Raw genomic sequence first — 15,562 nt, 5'->3', positions numbered from 1 at the left:
TCGTCTACAGCGGCAAATTGCTGCTTTTTTCCGTATGCTTTGAATTCAAAAACTAGCATGACTTCGACCTCATCACGTTCTTCTTATGCTAACAGCACTAGCTTAATATCATCAAAGTGTTTACAAGACTTTACAGAGTTGTATCCTAAGTTGCAATCCTAATATCTAATGAAAGATACTGGGAAGCTAAAGCCTCCTTCTCCCTTTCATCCCCGGACTAAAGTCACGGGGTTTTCATGTTCGATTTCTATAAATTATGGTAACAATGAGTACCCCCCACATCCCGACGGGGGATTAAACCCCGTCTCACAGACCAAGCCGATTAAAACTCACCTCTTGCAGCATTCTCAAAAACGGGCTCTCCGGCCCGTTCCACAAGAGATTAATTTTCTTGTGGAACAGGCCGGAAAGCCTGTTCCTAAAAGGATTATTGACAATGGTGCAATATCTAAGTTTCAATCAACAATTCTACCGCTGCTGATCCGCTGGAAAAGCACCCGCTTTCACCGCCACAGTAACAGGTTGTCCGCCGCGGCTCAATTCAAGCTGCAGATCGCTGCCCACTGTACTTTTCTCGACAATTTGCTGTACGCTGCCAGCATCGCTGACTTCTGCACCATTGATTCTCTTGATCACATCGGCAACGCGAACTCCAGCTTGTGCCGCCGGAGAATTTCTCGCAACTCCCAAAACTAACACGCCTTTATCTTCAGTCAGCCTCAATTTGGTGTTGGGATTTTGATTAAATTCTCTCTTGATTGCGGGAGTAATGCTCAACATCCGAACGCCGAGATAAGGATGTTCGGCTTTTCCTACTGTTACTAATTGGTTGGCAATTTGTTGTGCTCGATCGATCGGAATAGCAAAACCCAATCCTTGAGCGCCTTGAATAATCGCCGTATTCATGCCGATAACTTGACCGCGCTGGTTCAGCAGCGGCCCACCAGAATTGCCGGGATTGATCGCAGCGTCGGTTTGAATAAAGCTGACGCGCTTGTCGGGAACACCGACATCGGCGCTAGAACGGCCTGTAGCGCTAATAATTCCCACAGTCACAGTATTGTCCAAACCGAGGGGATTGCCGATCGCGATCGCCCATTCTCCCGGCTGTAACTCTTCAGATTTGCCCAAACTCACCACAGGCAAATTGTTAGCTTCTATTTTAACAACAGCCACATCAGTAACTGTATCTACGCCTAAAACTTTGCCGACAAATTCGCGGCCATCCTTCAGTTTTACCGTCACCGTATCCGCGCCATTAACAACGTGAGCGTTAGTCAAAATGCGGCCATCTGAACCAAAAATAAAACCCGAACCTGAACCCCTTTCTACCCGATTTCCCGGCGCAATCGGAGATTCTGAACCGAAGAAGCGGCGGAATTGCTCGGGTATCTCATCTGGAACTTGGTTCGTCACCGTGCGAGACGAATTGATCCGCACCACTGCCGGCCCGACTTCCTGCACAACTTTACTGACAAAATTAGAGTCTTGAGAGGGAAGTATATTTGCAGGCAATGCTGAGATTGGCGCTGTAGTTGAAGGTTCAGCTTGAATGGCGTTAGAACTTCCAGGAACTTGAGAAGTTAGGGCGTTGCACCCAACAGTTGCGGTGGAACCGAGCAAAATGAGAGATAAAAAAGCCAGTTTTTTCGGCAAAGAAGAACGGCGAGAACGCACAGTTGTAGCAGGCATATTTTTAGTTGACATAGTATTGATTTGGTGGGAGTTAGAGGGAGAGTTATAATTAGGATTTTGCATTTTTAGCACCTACTGTAATTAAATTACAACTAAAGGTTCTTTAATTTTAATTCAAGCATTTATGAGTTCTGCTTGACTGGTGGGGTTTACCCTACAAGCTGGGGTAGAAACCGGACAGTCGCCGGCAAATTGTTTGTGGATTCGAGCTTTTGAGTGCGATCGAACTGGGTCGGCACTGGCGAATTGCTGTGTGAGTGCGATAATACAAACTACGGTAGCCAGCTCGCATATTCCGCATTTCTCGCGAACTTTTCACCAAAAAACTGGGTCTGAAGCCCCGTCCTTATAGGACGGCTTTACATTGAATTAAATCCCCTTTCGGGGTCGGAGAGGGAATTTTATGCAACCTCTCCGATTTTTGGGGAATGGTTGCCCCAAACTCCCATTTCTGGGGTAAAGTTAGCTTCGACAAGGTTATAAAGGCTTGCGCCGGCTAGCAGCACTGTCGAGCGTGACCTTAAGACTGTTTAACCACTAGCGACAGAGCAAGGGACTAGCTTCGCATCAAGCGGGTGTCGTGACCTAAATAACGTAGCTATTTAAAGCTTAGTCTGGTCAGAATGGCCTGTTAGATTTCTCTTTCAAGCCTCACGCCTTTAGGCTGAGGTTTCTGACAGGATTGATATCCGAAGTCAACAACAATCGTGCACTCAAAAAAACCAGGTTTCTACGCAAAATATTCGTTGTGAGCGATCGAGGTTAACGTAGAAACGGAGTTTTTGACCCCGCCTGCATCCATGAAGGACAGCAGTTAAAGCACCGGAAAGCCTCACCCTAAAGCAGGAAGTAAAAAACCTGTAAAGCCTCAAGCTAAAGTACCAACTAAACCTTAAGTCAAAATAGCCTGCAAAAACTCTCTTCAAATCTAAAATTTGAACCTAGGGAGGAATTTTATTGCTCCATCGGTTCAATGGAACTAACCGAATCGATTTCCCTCGACTTTTTCCTCGAACTTTCCAAAACATCAACAGTATTCTTAATAAAACCAGCCATCGGCACAGCCACTAACAAACCTGCTACTCCTGCCACTTTAACCCCCACCAGCAGCGCCACTAAAATCCACACAGGATTGAGACCGATAAAACCGCCTAATAACCGAGGAGCAACCCCGCTTTCAATTATTTGCTCAATTACTGTAGCGACAGCTAAAACTGTGACTCCGAGCCAAAAGTTGTTTAATGTGATTAGCAAACTGACAATGCAAATACTGAAAGGTGCCCCGAAGGGAATCATAGTCATTACACCCACACCCAAACCGAACAGAAGTCCGAAGGGAACTCGCATAATTAAAAAAGCAACAGTGATAGACAGTCCCATCAAACCCGCCAAAGTTGCTTGCCCGACGAAGTAGTTGTGGAAGCTTCGCGCCAGCAACTCTCGCAATTGAAGGCTCAGCTTGGAGGGAAACCATTTAAATAATCCTTCCCATACGCGATCGCCGTGCAAGAGCAAGTAGAATGTCACGACTATGGTGAGGAGGAAATTCAACAGACTGTCTGCAGCACCCAAACCAAATCTGAGAATTTCGCCAGTGAGAGACTGCAATTGAAATGAAAGTCGATCGCTCAATTGGGTAGTCAAACCGCTAACATCAATGCGGAGATTGCGATTTTCCGCCCAATTGTGGAATGCTTCAATTTGTTCTGTGCCAGAAACTATCCAAGTCGGCAGTCGGGTGGCGAGCTCAGTGATTTGGTTTAGCAGAATGGGAGCCAGAGTGATAGCTAAAACCACCAATACCAGTAAAGTCAAAAACAATACCGATAAAACTGCTCGATCGCGCTTTAAGCCGTATCTGTGCAGAAAGCGCACGGGATAATCTAGCAAAAAAGACAGCACTGTAGCCACTACCAAAACTGTAATCAGGGCGCGAAAATATTCAAAGACTAGGAGGGCTAACCAGCAGTTGAGTACCGCTAGGGGAAATACCAGTCCGTAAGTCCACCACTGCTGCAGTTGAGTGAAACGTCTCATCTAAGTTAAGCGAGTTAAAATTTGAGATGCAAGATGTGAGATTGGCGCTGCTATTCGCCCTTCTTTCTTAACCACTTTATAGTGTATTTATTTATACCCGACTGCTGAAAATTTCCAGTTGCTCGACCCGCAGCGGAAATTGGGTTGCTGGCAGGCAGAGCCTGCCACAACTATGTTATATCGTTTCCGCTAGTATGGATATATTACCTGCGAAAATAATTTATTTTCAGTTGACCGGGCAGCGGTTTGCAAATCGCAATTCAACCTTTTTCCCCGTGCCTTTCGAGAGCTAATTGAATTAAACGGTCTACTAATTCAGGGAAAGAAATGCCGTCCGCTGCCCACATTTGCGGATACATACTGGTAGCTGTAAAGCCGGGAAAAGTGTTGATTTCGTTAATCAAAACTTCTCCGGTTGATTCAATGTAGAAAAAGTCTACTCGCGCTAAACCTGCAGCGTCTACAGCCAAAAATGCTTGCACTGCCATTTCTTGGATTTGCGAGACGATCGCACCGCTGACTTTTGCCGGGATTGAGCAGTCGGCTTGTCCCTGGGTATATTTAGTTTCGTAATCGTAGAAATCGCTTTGAAAAGTAATTTCTCCCACCGTTGAAGCTTGGGGATTATCGTTACCCAAAACTGCACATTCTAATTCTCTAGCAACCACACCCGCTTCGACAATTATCCGCCTATCGTAGCTGGCGGCGCTGTCGAGGGCTGCTTCTAATTCAGCGCGCGATCGAGCTTTAGAAATTCCCACAGACGAACCCAAATTCGCTGGTTTAACAAAGCAAGGATAGCCCAAACTCGCTTCAATTTTGTCGCACAGTTTGGGGAAAACGCAAGGATTAGACCAGATTTCGGAACGGTTGACAGCGACGTATTTTACCTGCGGCAAACCAGCCTGAGCAAAAGCCATTTTCATAGCAATTTTATCCATTCCCAGCGCCGAACCTAAAACGCCGGAACCGACAAAAGGAACTTGCAATAATTTCAGCAATCCTTGCACCGTACCGTCTTCACCGTTTGGCCCGTGCAAAACAGGGAACCAAACATCTACAGCATTAAAATTAGGAAACTGTCCAGAGGCGGGAGAATCATCTTCTGCTGTTTGTTCCTCTATTTCCAGAGGTTTTCCGGTGGCTAAGACTTCTTGAGGTAATGTTCCCGACAGCCAGCGGCCGTTTTTTTGGATATAAAAGGGCAGAACTTCGTATTTAGAGGCATTTTCCTCAGCAGCGAGGGCACGGGCGATCGCGCGCGCCGAACTAATTGAGACATCGTGTTCGCCCGATCGCCCCCCGAACAATAGCCCGATCCGCATCATTGTCATTTTTCACTACTCCTAGGACTTTTCGACAAATATACACGCAGTTAGCGCAGCCAACGCAGAAACGAACCGCCTTAAAACTACTTATCTCCTCCCTCCCACTCTTCCTCTGTGTCCTCTGCGCTCTCTGCGGTAAAAAAAATTACATCTTCTTAGAAAAGTTCACCAGTAAGCCGTCCCCTATCTCATTCCGGTGCTATTTAAAGCATTTCCCCCGTCAAACTAAAAGCGCGAATATCTGTAATTTTAACCCGCACAATTTTCCCCGCCAATTCAGCAATATCACCCTTAAAAAATGTGAGACGATTGCCGCGAGTGCGCCCCATCACCTGAGTTGGATCTTTGAGATTCTGGACTTCCACCAAAACCTCTTCAGTACGTCCGAAATAGCGCTGCGATCGTTCCATCGCCGTTGTTGTCACCACATGATTGATCCGTTGCAGGCGATCGGCTTTCACCTCCTCACTCAACTGATTTTCCCACAAAGCCGCCGGCGTCCCAGGGCGAGGCGAATAAGCCGCAGTATTCACCAAATCGAAACCAACATCTTCGATCAACTTCAAAGTCTTTTCAAACTGCGCTTCCGTCTCCCCAGGAAAGCCGACAATCGCATCCGCAGTAATCGAAGCATCCGGCATATAACGGCGAATTGTATCAATAATCCGGCGGTATTTTTCCTGAGTATAACCCCGCGACATCGCTTTCAAAATATCATTATCTCCCGACTGAAAAGGAATGTGAAAATGTTCGCAAACCTGCGGTAATTCAGCACAAGCCTTAATCAATCTTTCTGTAAAATAGCGCGGGTGGCTAGTAGCAAATCTGAGGCGATCGACACCAGGCACATCCTGCAAAAAATAAAGCAAATCCGTCAAAGTATGCTGGTTGCTGCCGTCCGGTTTTGTCCCCGGCAAATCGCGCCCGTAAGCATCAATATTTTGCCCCAACAAAGTTACTTCCTTGTAACCTTGACGGCCCAAATCCTCCATTTCCGCGCGAATTGCCTCCGGCATTCGCGACTGTTCAACCCCGCGAACATTCGGGACAACACAATAAGTGCAGCGTTCATTGCAGCCGTAAATTACATTCACCCAAGCAGTCACCTTGCTATCGCGGCGCGGCTTAGTAATATCCTCCATAATTTCAACAGCTTCAGTCGCCACGACTTGATTGCCCTCAAAAACTTGTTCCAGCAAATCTTCAAGTCGGTTAGCGTGTTGTGGCCCCATTACTAAGTCTAATTCCGGCACTCTCCGCAGCAGCGCTTCACCTTCCTGCTGCGCGACGCATCCAGCTACAATTAAAGTTAAACCCGGTTCTTGGCGCTTGCGATGAGCTTGCCTTCCGAGGTTAGAATAAACTCTTTGTTCGGCATTGTCGCGAATCGTGCAAGTATTGTAGAGAATCAAGCTAGCTTCGTTCGGGTCTTCCGAGAACTCAAAGCCCATATTTTCCAGAATGCCGGCCATCCGTTCCGAGTCGGCTTTATTCATCTGGCATCCGAAAGTAGTGATGTGATAGCGGCGGGGTTTAACGGTCATGGCGAATTGCAGGCAAATAAAAAATATAGGTTTTCAACCTTAACACTTTATTATAACACTTCTGCGTTAAACGACATACGTCTGGTAATTTGGAATTTTAGTATTTATAGGGTGTGCAATACGCCCCTTATCGCTACAAATATTTTTAGATCCCCCACAAAATCTGCGAAGTCGGGTATCTGGCTATTCTGTTTTTTTAGTGAGATAAAAATTGTAAAATTGTTTTGGCAATACCTTGTGCAGCCAAATAAGGAACCCCATTGCCAACAGTTTTAAACATATTAGTCAACGTCATCTTGGGCGGCAGTGCAAAATCTTTTGGCAGTGACTGAATAGCCAGTGTTTCTGCAACAGAAAGCCGGCGAAGTTTGTAAGGGTGCAAGTGAACTTCGTTATTGCCGTAACAAGCTGTTGGCGAATAACGCCACCGATGCAATCGCTTGAAAGATTTTTTTGAATCATCTCCTTCATCAACGGAAGCAAACCGCTTAATGCCTGCTTTGGGTTGAAAATAGTGTTCGGCATTGGGATGGTTGAGAACGTCATTTTTTTGGAACCAAAATTCTACCGTTAAATCTTGGTGAATGCCATCAGGACAAGGCACGAAACCATCACCTGCAAAGGCTGTTCTATCAGGCCAAGGATGAGAAAAAATTTCTGATTTGGGATATAATACCTGACTTTGCCAAGGAAATAAACTTTCGGCTAACATTTGGCTTTTTTCCTCTAGGGAAATGCCCAGATTTCTGACAAGGTTTTTTCTAAATCCAATCAAAATAATTCTGTCTCTATCTTGCGGGACACCGTATTCTATCGCATTAATTAAACGTTCGGCAAAAACGTATCCCGAATCAGCCAACTGCTGTTTTAGTTCGTCGTAAAAAGATTTATGTTTTTTGGTTCTCCACAAACCTTTGACATTTTCAAATAAAAAGAAATCTGGCTGCTGCTGACAAATCAATTCAATGTATGAAGCTGAAAGTTGACCTTTATCTCCTTCCCCACCTCGGTTTTTGCCGCCAATAGAAAAGTCAGGACAAGGCGGCCCAGCGATAAATCCCACAATATCGTGATGCTTGCGGGCATCCTGCATCAATTCCCGCAGGCGAAAAGCTGGTTCTCCCCCTACAAGTCGAGTTACATCTGCTTCCTCTCCTTCGCAATATCCGTATTCTGGTAGCGGCAAATTCAGGCACTGCCGAGAATAGCGGTATGCTTGCATGAAAGGTGGGAAAATTTCATTGACATACGCTATATTAAAGCCGATCGACTCAAAACCCAGATCGAGCAAGCCAGAACCCGAAAAAAATGAGAAAATACAGGGCATGGGGAATTGGGAATTGGGCATGGGGAATTGGGAATTGGGAATTGGTAATTAGTAATTGACCGGGGCGGGTTTATGAGATTATTAATTTGAGGCGATTATTATTTGTAAAACCCGCCCCTACAGGCATCACAAAAATCACACAATATTTTTACAACCATTGGCCGCCTCGGAAACGCCAGTGGGGAAAGAAAATCCGCATCAGTGTTTGCGACGCCAGATAAATAGCCAGCCACACTAAACTGTAATGCAAAGCAAAAGCTCCCAAGTCAAAATCTTGTGCAGGTATTCCCGGCAAACCGATAACTTTGATTAAAAATAACACAAAAAGTGCCTCCCAAATCCCAGCGAGCACTTGAAATACACCGGGCCAATCTCGATCCCAGCGGAACTGCTGGATGTATATATATAAAGCATCCCAGCCGATGCCAAAAATCGCTACATACCCTAAAATCCAGAAAAAGATTGAGCCTGATTGGGAGGTAATTAAACCCAGAAAAAAGGGCAGCGTTACTAAAATGCCTGCGGTTGCAAATAGCAGTAACCGAGTTTGCCAGCGGCCGAATAAGGTGGGAGTCATGCGATTTTAGATTTTAGATTTTAGATTTTAGATTGAATGGGAAGGTTGTTCGATTTGGGATTTGGGATTTGGGATTTTAGATTGAATGGGAAAGTTGTGCGATTTGGGATTTGGGATTTGGGATTTTAGGTTGAAGGCGAAGTCCGTTTTAATAAGTTAAATATGATATCTTTTACCATTTTTAAGAACAGGCAAGATGCCTGTTCCACAAAGAGTGACTTTTCTTGTGGGGTGGGCAGGATGCCCGCGCAAGATGCCTGTTCCACAAAGAGTGACTTTTCTTGTGGGGTGGGCAGGATGCCCGCGCAAGATGCCTGTTCCACAGAGAGTGAGTTTTCTTGTGGAGTGGGCAGGATGCCCGCGCAAGATGCCTGTTCCACAGAGAGTGAGTTTTCTTGTGGAGTGGGCAGGATGCCCGCGCAAGATGCTCGTTCCGCGAAGAGTGGGTTTTCTTGTGGGGTGGGCATCTTGCCCGCCCGTAAAAAACCTGCTAGCCCGTAAAAAAACTATTGAAAATGGTGCAATGTCTCCGTTAAATCTATTAAATCCCGTACATGGCTTGTTGCCGAACTTCGTCCTTCAAATTAGTCGGGAGATTTATTGAAAATCCACTTCAACCACTGCACGAACGATCGCCAAACGCTCAATTTCCGCACACCCGCAACTCGGTTGGCGGCCAGACTTTCAACGGAACGCAAGGCGGCGTATTGCAAGCCCAAAAAACTGTCTACCGGCGCGTAAGGCCCCCCCAAAGTAATCGCGCCGGCTGCGTATACCCGGCCTTCTGTGTTGCTAGCAGAAGAATTCCGCAATTCGGGAACTTCAAAATCGTTGTTAACACTCAGCCGCCCCAAACTGTTGAGGGGAAGATTGTATTGAACTACCAAATCGTTTAACAAGGGACTGGTTTTTACCTTAGCGTCCAAACCCGTAGCATCAATAATAAAATCAGCTTCTAACTTAATTTGCCCCTTGAGTTCCTTCTCCTGAATGTATGTTACTGTGCGGTTTTGACTGTCGCGCTCGACTCGCTCGACTTCGCCGAAGGTAATTTGATACCATCCTTGACTTAAACCTTCTTTGACAATCCGCCGCCAGTCGCTGCGCTGGGCTGTGGTAGTGCCGCCCCAGTCTGTGAGTAACTGCGGCCGCAATTCAGGGGCGGCTTGTTCCAAAAGTACGCGGAGTTCCCCGCCCCAGCAAGCTTTCGGCCAGTTGAAAGGTTGAAATTCGTAGTGATTTTCGACTTTTCGCTCAGCGAGTTTAAATTTGTTACCTTGAGGTTTGGGCGATCGCATCAAATGCAATACTTGAATGTTGCCGTTCCGCTGTCGCGCTTCGTAAATTCGCTGCACCACCCGCGAAGCCACAATTCCCCGGCCTCTAATTAACACGCTGCCGCCGCTGGCCTCCAATTTTTCGTAAACGCCGTCGTGCTTTTCGTAAGCGTTGACAACCGACTCAAAATCCTGGGTTTTTTCGCGGTAAGCTTGCAAGTCCGGCAAAAATTGAATGGCGGGATAGCCGGTGGCTAAGTGTACGTATTTGGCGATTAAAAAAGCGTGGTCGCGGTGATCCGCATTCGATCGAGAATAAGCGATCGCGTACCTGCCGTCATCTGTTTTGCGAATTCCCCGCACTCTACCGTAGCGAAACATCTGATTCCACCCAATTCGATCGACTTCCCTGTCAATAGAATCAAACACATTCCCCGCGCGAGGCGTATAAGTTTCGGCAAAAGTCGGTTCAGCAAACACCTGCCACATCAACTTCAACGACATCCCCAAACGCCCTTTGAGCAATTCCTGCCAAGCTTCCCGCAAAGCATAGGGAGGCCAGCCCCAAATGTTGTCTGGACAAGAGTCAGAATTCGATCGTAGGCGTTCCCGCAGCGGAATTTGAGAATTCAGGCACAGACGCAGGTAGCGGGCGTAAGGCTGGTTTTCCATGCCCAAAACCGCAATTCGATCGATTTTCACGCCGCAAATTCTCAGCAAATCCACCCAAATAAAGCTGCCTAAACCGCCACCAACGGCTGCCCAATCAACTTCTGTCACAGGGAGTCCCATAGATTGGAGCGATCGCATTGACACTTGAGAAGCGTGCAAAAATGCGATCGGCGGAAATTCTCCCCTACTACCTGTTTGAGAAACCTGCGACATTATTTGCGGCCCCAATGCCGGGTCTGGCCCATTGGTCTGCGGGTTAAAGAAAATGTGAGAATTGACCGACGGCGTTTCAGGGGAATTAACAGCAAAAGAAATGCCGATCGCGTAGGGCCCAACTTGCAGCATATCGCCGTTTGCCAGCACGCACCGGGTTTGGCGAATGCCGTTAACAAAAGTACCGTTGCGGCTACCCGTGTCAGTCAGTAAAATACTGTTACCTTCGGTGCCAATCACTGCATGAAAGCGAGAAACTTGACTGCTGCTGAGGGCAATTCGAGAAACTCGTTTCCCGTTGATTGTGGCGGGCATAGCTTCAAAAATTCGTCCCAAAGCGATGGGTAAGTCGAGTATGGGGGATCGACAATCCCCCGTAGCTGTATCTGTCCAAGTCAGTCGCAGGCGCAAGGGTTGAGAATTCATGATTATTTTTTAAACATCAGCCGTCGGCTTTGAGCTTTCTGCAAAAAAAGATTTTTGAAGTTGAGAGTGTTTAGCGGATAGCCTGAGTTTCCGTTTTTCTTAAATCTTGCACCATTGTCAAGAACGGGCTCTCCGGCCCATTCCACAATAGATGAATTTTCTTGTGGAACAGGCCGAAAAGCCTGTTCCTAAACAAGTAATTGAGAATGGTGCAACATCTGAGTTTTTCAAACTTTCACGGAGACAGCATCACACTCGCCGCCGCCGCCAAAGAAGTACCGCACCACGGACACCCCGCATTCAACTGTGCGTAAGGCGAAATTCGGCTGCACTTGGGACACTGCAAACCATATTTTGAAGGCCCCGTCGGCTGAAAGTTACCAGGTGCGGGAGGCCCAGACAGCAAAACTGTCTGCGGCGCGGCTACCTGCACCTCCGTGACATTCACCACCTCAATTTGCACTTGGCCTAAATGGATGTGGCTTCCCGATTTCAATTTTGCTTCGCCTCGGGCGAGAATTTTTCCATCTACCAGCGGCGGATTGCTTTCGCGCAAATTCCGCACTGCATACTCCTGCAATTCCTGATTAAAAAATATTTCAACGTGCAGCCCCGATACGCTGGGATGCGAAAATACTATATCGCACTTCGCCGGATCGCGCCCGATCCTCACGGTTCCCGGATTTTTGCTCGGCTGTCCGTTTTCAATTGTCTGAGTTTGGCGCACCCCAGCTTCTGTCCATGCTAAAGTGAGCTGGTTTGTCATGATTTTATAGTTAACTCAAAAATATAAAAAAATATTAACTGATTTATTTTGAGGAGGGACTTCCTCACCAAAAAACTTAATTATAATTATTGACCAAGAATTTCTTCATGTGGTACCCGCCACGTGATTTATCTCGCGCAAGTCAATCCAAAATCTAAAATCTAAAATCCTTGCGTCCCCCGAATTAATCTCGCGCAAGTCAATCCAAAATCTAAAATCTAAAATCTAAAATCGAATGACGCCGACTAGATCGCACTTCTAAAAATATTATTATGTGCAGCTATACAAAAAAGCCCTGACTTCGGGGCTTTTAGTGCTCGTATTGGCTTTTTTTGAGAGACTGAATCGCGCTTGTCAGCTTTTCTTTCCCGCAAAATTATTGACCGCAGTGCAGCTTGGTAAAAAAATTGCTGTTCAAGATTTGCCAGGGATTGCTAAAAAGTAATTCCTGGGGGGTTTTCACATTTGCGAGGCTGTGGTGCGCTAGTCACGAATTTTGGAGGTTGGACGATCGAACTACCTTGGTAACTTCGATCGCCCCCCCTCCTCAAACGTTTACTGTCCTAGTGCTATGTCTCACGCTGCAACTGTGCAATCTTTCATTACAGGGCAAGCCTTAAGAGACTTAAGCTTCGCTTTTGCGGCTTTTGCGACCGCCTTCGCGACCAATTTGAGCCATGTGTTCGCGATTTCTGCTGACAGCTTCGCCGCCTTTTTGGCCAGCTTGTCTGGCTTCTTCAGGGGTGAATTCGTGTGCAGTTCCTTTCTCGTGTGCAGCTTTTCCGCCTTTGCTAGCAATTGCGCGCTGTTTTTCTGCATCCATAGAAGCGAATCCGCGTTTGCTTTTCTCAGCCATGACTGTCTCCTTGTTTTTTTCTGATTTTTTAGCTCGATCGCGCCTTCGCCTCCCACTGTCATGGTTACTCCCAGCCAGTGGTGAGATATCCGACGGTAAATTATGAAACCTCATCAGACGAATCTAAGCTTTTGGTTTAACTCGCAGAATGAATATTTCATAACTTACAAATGTGAACTAAAAATAGTTCACGCCCGGGCACTATAGTTAGAGCCGCCAATTTTTTAAGCTGGTTACTGTCTTTCAATCATTCTATAAACCCCCCAACTTTTATACCTCTTTCTCAGGTATAGTCATTCTTTAGTTCGCTGGAAGGATGGAACCGAAAGCTGATTGGCAGTAGACTCAGAGGATTTTTCGACTTAACCGCGCCTCCTCAAAAACTAAAAGTCCCAAGACGGATGCTTTTTTGGTCTTTTTACTTTTTTTTTTGAGCCATTCCGCGCTTGCCACCGATCCCTATGTTAGTTGGTCTGCCGATCGAGTGGTTTCTGGCAAGCGATATTTTGGGGCGCAGCGCAGGACGTACTCGATCGCACTTATCAAGTTTACCTTATGACCTATCGAAACATACATCGGCTTTACCCCTGTTTGCGTTCTTAGCGCTGCGCCTACCGTTGATCCCTCTAGCAGCAAGGGTTGCCAACTGCCCCGGTCGAGTCCGACTTCGGAATGTTCTCCCATAAATCGATTTTTGGCAACTCCGATCGTGGGAATCCCTGTCAAAACCCCCAAATGGCACGCCAGACCGAATCGGCGGGGATGGGCTAGTCCTTGACCGTCGCACAATATCAAGTCTGGCCTCAAACTGATATTTTCCAACGCATCAAGGACTGCCGGCACTTCTCGAAAAGACAGGAAACCCGGAAGGTAAGGAAAAGTTGTAGGACTGCGAACCACAGCTTGCTGCTGCAATTGCAAGTCGGGAAAGCTCAGAACTGTTACAGCGGCCCGCGATACATCGTTTGCACTGTCGTAGCCGACATCTACACCGGCGACGTACCGAACTGTGTCCAGTTGATTTTGGGTAATTACCTCTGACCGAAGCTGTTCTTGAATGGCGATCGCCTCTTCAATTGTCTGCGGCCAAGGGTGTCGCTGCAACATTTTGATTTTTCTTCAACCGTTCTCATCTAAGCTTAACTTATTTTCGGGCATTTTTAAACTCGGATTTTTATCGTTTGTAGCTATAAATTCCCAACTTGCCCAAGCAGTCTTTTTTCTACTCAGGAGGGTTTAGCAAGTCGGGCCGATGCCAATTCTACAAATAGAGTCTGTACGTCGCAGATGGAAATTCTATCTTTCCTGGCTTGCAGCAACCCGCAAAGGTTTTTGTGGCACGCACCTGCCATTTACCATTAAAATTTACCCAAAAATTAGCTGTTCAATTCTGATTTTTTAGCTTTCTAGAAAGCTTTGTCTTTCCGATCGCCCTTTTATCGCTTCTCAAAGAGCGATCGAGCTATCTATTTACTTCTGCTATATCTAAAAAAATCCTCTTTGTCAAGACGATTGAAACATTTATTCATCAACAATTTCAGCTAGGTACAAATGCCATTGTTCATACCAGAGCCTCAATGTAACGGCAATCTCATATCTTTTTGATTTAAAAAGCTTTCCGACGCTCAAAATCCTATGACTTTTATGAAAAAAATAAAGAAATTTATGAGTTGTTGCACCATTAACCGGAAGTTATAATCTTAGATAAGAGCGAATAGACAACTAACATCCAGTAAAACAACTTAGCTGAATTAACATATGAAAACCATGCAAAGTGTTCAGTACAACCTAGCTCTCTACATCGTCGGTGGCATCGTCTTCATCATCGCCGCCTTAATTTTAAGACCTTTTGCCCTCGTCGGCCCAGGGGAACGGGGCGTTATGATGCGCTTCGGGAAAGTTCAAGACGCGATTTTAGATGAAGGCATCCACCCGATTTTACCGATCTTCACCTCTGTAAAAACTCTCAGCGTGCGGGTACAAAAAACCGATTTGAAAGCAGATGCAGCATCCAAAGATTTGCAAAGCATTACTACAGATTTGGCAGTCAACTGGAATGTTGACCCCGCCAAAGTTAATCAAGTTTTTCAACAAATAGGAGACGAAGAACAAATTGTTACCAGCATTCTGAGTCCGGCAATTTCGGAAGTTCTCAAAGCAGCAACTTCTAAAAAAACCGCAGAAGAAATTATTACTAAGCGCACAGAACTCAAAACAGAAATCGACAACAGCCTCAAAAAGCGTTTGGAACCTTACGGCGTCATCGTCAGAGATGTTTCTTTAATAAATTTTGGCTTTTCTCCCGAATTTAGCAAAGCCATCGAATCCAAACAAATAGCCGAACAAGAAGCTAAACAAGCAGAATTTACAGTTCAAAAAGCCACCCAAGATGCTCAAGCTGAAATTAACCGCGCTAAAGGTAAAGCCGAAGCTCAACGCTTGCAGCGGCAAACATTAACAGCCGAAATTTTGCAGCAGCAAGCTATTGAAAAATGGAACGGCCAGTTTCCGACAGTAATGGGAGGAGGCGGAACTTTGCCATTAATTAATATTGCGCCACCGACTTCTCAAGCCGCAACTCCTGCTAAATAAGCTGCTGCCGATCGTGATTGCCGGGGCGCGGGGAGAAGGGGAGAAGGGGGGAGGGGGAGAGAGTCTGAGGGGGGGAAGAATAGAGGGTTTTTCACTGCGGATGTGAAGATGTGCTTTTTTAAATGCCGAACAGCAAGCGTATAAAATACAACTAACAACTAACGTGAAATCCCGCTTAGGATCGCGAATTAAATAACTTACAATTTTAATTGTTATTGTGGGATGGGCGTCCCGCCCGTCCAAAACGGACGG

The 15,562-nt window shown here is 46.2% G+C and carries 13 protein-coding genes; 2 read left to right on the top strand and 11 right to left on the bottom strand.

The window, feature by feature from the left end:
• Positions 1–468 precede the first annotated feature (468 nt).
• The 9 genes from QUB51_RS28590 to QUB51_RS28550 form a co-directional block, all read right to left on the bottom strand.
• On the bottom strand, positions 469–1,707 hold the full coding sequence (locus QUB51_RS28590) for an HhoA/HhoB/HtrA family serine endopeptidase (RefSeq protein ID WP_445243078.1): 1,239 nt from the start codon (positions 1,705–1,707) through the stop codon (positions 469–471).
• Between the two features lie 942 nt (positions 1,708–2,649).
• Complete coding sequence (locus QUB51_RS28585) at positions 2,650–3,732, bottom strand: AI-2E family transporter (RefSeq protein WP_333264037.1); 1,083 nt, start codon at positions 3,730–3,732, stop codon at positions 2,650–2,652.
• 260 nt (positions 3,733–3,992) lie between these two features.
• The gene (locus QUB51_RS28580; protein ID WP_333264040.1) at positions 3,993–5,066 is read right to left on the bottom strand and encodes a D-alanine--D-alanine ligase family protein; all 1,074 of its coding nucleotides are present in this window, start codon (positions 5,064–5,066) and stop codon (positions 3,993–3,995) included.
• A 197-nt stretch (positions 5,067–5,263) separates the two neighbouring features.
• Positions 5,264–6,604, bottom strand: coding sequence for a tRNA (N6-isopentenyl adenosine(37)-C2)-methylthiotransferase MiaB (miaB, locus tag QUB51_RS28575; protein WP_333057608.1), 1,341 nt, complete (start codon positions 6,602–6,604; stop codon positions 5,264–5,266).
• 196 nt (positions 6,605–6,800) lie between these two features.
• Positions 6,801–7,952, bottom strand: coding sequence for a DNA cytosine methyltransferase (locus QUB51_RS28570; protein WP_333264043.1), 1,152 nt, complete (start codon positions 7,950–7,952; stop codon positions 6,801–6,803).
• 127 nt (positions 7,953–8,079) lie between these two features.
• On the bottom strand, positions 8,080–8,508 hold the full coding sequence (locus tag QUB51_RS28565; RefSeq protein ID WP_333264046.1) for a hypothetical protein: 429 nt from the start codon (positions 8,506–8,508) through the stop codon (positions 8,080–8,082).
• A 125-nt stretch (positions 8,509–8,633) separates the two neighbouring features.
• Complete coding sequence (locus QUB51_RS28560) at positions 8,634–8,975, bottom strand: hypothetical protein (protein WP_333264049.1); 342 nt, start codon at positions 8,973–8,975, stop codon at positions 8,634–8,636.
• Positions 8,976–9,092: 117 nt separating this feature from the next.
• Complete coding sequence (locus QUB51_RS28555) at positions 9,093–11,096, bottom strand: FHA domain-containing protein (protein ID WP_333264051.1); 2,004 nt, start codon at positions 11,094–11,096, stop codon at positions 9,093–9,095.
• A gap of 235 nt (positions 11,097–11,331) precedes the next feature.
• The gene (locus tag QUB51_RS28550) at positions 11,332–11,862 is read right to left on the bottom strand and encodes an FHA domain-containing protein (protein ID WP_333057612.1); all 531 of its coding nucleotides are present in this window, start codon (positions 11,860–11,862) and stop codon (positions 11,332–11,334) included.
• Between the two features lie 274 nt (positions 11,863–12,136).
• On the opposite strand from QUB51_RS28550, the gene QUB51_RS28545 reads away from it, so the two are divergent.
• Positions 12,137–12,307: a hypothetical protein gene (locus QUB51_RS28545; protein ID WP_333057613.1), complete on the top strand. Its 171-nt coding sequence runs from the start codon at positions 12,137–12,139 to the stop codon at positions 12,305–12,307.
• A 180-nt stretch (positions 12,308–12,487) separates the two neighbouring features.
• On the opposite strand, the gene QUB51_RS28540 is transcribed toward QUB51_RS28545, so the two are convergent.
• Positions 12,488–12,718, bottom strand: coding sequence for a KGG domain-containing protein (locus QUB51_RS28540; RefSeq protein WP_006631632.1), 231 nt, complete (start codon positions 12,716–12,718; stop codon positions 12,488–12,490).
• Positions 12,719–13,177: 459 nt separating this feature from the next.
• Positions 13,178–13,825 carry a deoxyribonuclease V gene (gene nfi / locus QUB51_RS28535; RefSeq protein ID WP_333057614.1) on the bottom strand — a complete coding sequence of 216 codons (648 nt, stop codon included), beginning with the start codon at positions 13,823–13,825 and terminating at the stop codon, positions 13,178–13,180.
• A 651-nt stretch (positions 13,826–14,476) separates the two neighbouring features.
• On the opposite strand from nfi, the gene QUB51_RS28530 reads away from it, so the two are divergent.
• Positions 14,477–15,310, top strand: a complete 834-nt coding sequence (locus tag QUB51_RS28530) for a prohibitin family protein (protein ID WP_333057615.1) — start codon at positions 14,477–14,479, stop codon at positions 15,308–15,310.
• Positions 15,311–15,562 lie beyond the last annotated feature (252 nt).

Source organism: Microcoleus sp. AT8-A3 (genome assembly GCF_036705675.1).
Taxonomy (GTDB): Bacteria; Cyanobacteriota; Cyanobacteriia; order Cyanobacteriales; family Microcoleaceae; genus Microcoleus.
This window is presented reverse-complemented; position numbering and strand designations above follow the sequence as displayed.

Bases quoted from the DNA above. Each gene is read 5' to 3' on its own strand.
- QUB51_RS28590 (WP_445243078.1), bottom strand. From the start codon at position 1,707: ATGTCAACTAAAAATATGCCTGCTACAACTGTGCGTTCTCGCCGTTCT.
- QUB51_RS28585 (WP_333264037.1), bottom strand. From the start codon at position 3,732: ATGAGACGTTTCACTCAACTGCAGCAGTGGTGGACTTACGGACTGGTA.
- QUB51_RS28580 (WP_333264040.1), bottom strand. From the start codon at position 5,066: ATGACAATGATGCGGATCGGGCTATTGTTCGGGGGGCGATCGGGCGAA.
- miaB (WP_333057608.1), bottom strand. From the start codon at position 6,604: ATGACCGTTAAACCCCGCCGCTATCACATCACTACTTTCGGATGCCAG.
- QUB51_RS28570 (WP_333264043.1), bottom strand. From the start codon at position 7,952: ATGCCCAATTCCCAATTCCCCATGCCCTGTATTTTCTCATTTTTTTCG.
- QUB51_RS28565 (WP_333264046.1), bottom strand. From the start codon at position 8,508: ATGACTCCCACCTTATTCGGCCGCTGGCAAACTCGGTTACTGCTATTT.
- QUB51_RS28560 (WP_333264049.1), bottom strand. From the start codon at position 8,975: ATGCCCACCCCACAAGAAAACCCACTCTTCGCGGAACGAGCATCTTGC.
- QUB51_RS28555 (WP_333264051.1), bottom strand. From the start codon at position 11,096: ATGAATTCTCAACCCTTGCGCCTGCGACTGACTTGGACAGATACAGCT.
- QUB51_RS28550 (WP_333057612.1), bottom strand. From the start codon at position 11,862: ATGACAAACCAGCTCACTTTAGCATGGACAGAAGCTGGGGTGCGCCAA.
- QUB51_RS28540 (WP_006631632.1), bottom strand. From the start codon at position 12,718: ATGGCTGAGAAAAGCAAACGCGGATTCGCTTCTATGGATGCAGAAAAA.
- nfi (WP_333057614.1), bottom strand. From the start codon at position 13,825: ATGTTGCAGCGACACCCTTGGCCGCAGACAATTGAAGAGGCGATCGCC.
- QUB51_RS28530 (WP_333057615.1), top strand. From the start codon at position 14,477: ATGAAAACCATGCAAAGTGTTCAGTACAACCTAGCTCTCTACATCGTC.